At 55.0% G+C, this 520-nt stretch carries 1 protein-coding gene; it reads left to right on the top strand.

Going from position 1 to position 520, the window contains the following annotated elements; translation table 11 throughout:
- The coding region (locus OP495_RS18730) for a GDP-mannose 4,6-dehydratase (RefSeq protein ID WP_280571298.1) at nt 1–520 on the top strand (520 nt) is incomplete at both ends.

Below are 520 nucleotides of genomic sequence, written 5' to 3'. Positions count from 1 at the left end.
GATTTGGAAGGCCCTGACGGATTATTCACTGAAGAGACTCCTTACGCACCAAGCTCCCCGTATTCCGCGAGCAAGGCAAGTTCGGATCATTTGGTGAGAGCTTGGCAGCGTACCTTTGGCATGCCAACGCTGATCACCAATTGCTCCAACAACTACGGCCCTTATCATTTCCCGGAGAAATTGATCCCCTTGATGATTCTCAACGGACTGGCTGGCAAGCCGTTGCCTGTCTATGGGGATGGTCAGCAAGTACGGGACTGGTTGTATGTGGAAGACCACGCACGTGCCTTGGTGGAGGTTGCGACACGCGGTGAAATTGGTGAGACGTACAACATCGGCGGGCATAACGAGAAGACGAACCTCGAAGTCGTAGAAACGCTCTGCGACTTGTTGCAGGAGCTGGCGCCAAAGCAGGCAGGAGGCCACTATCGCGATCAGATCACCTTTGTGGCTGATCGGCCGGGGCACGATCTTCGTTATGCCATAGACGCCGGCAAGATTGAGCGCGAGTTGGGCTGGA

The sequence above is a fragment of the Chromohalobacter sp. 296-RDG genome (assembly GCF_029889885.1).
In the GTDB taxonomy this organism is placed as follows: Bacteria; Pseudomonadota; Gammaproteobacteria; order Pseudomonadales; family Halomonadaceae; genus Chromohalobacter.
This window is presented reverse-complemented; position numbering and strand designations above follow the sequence as displayed.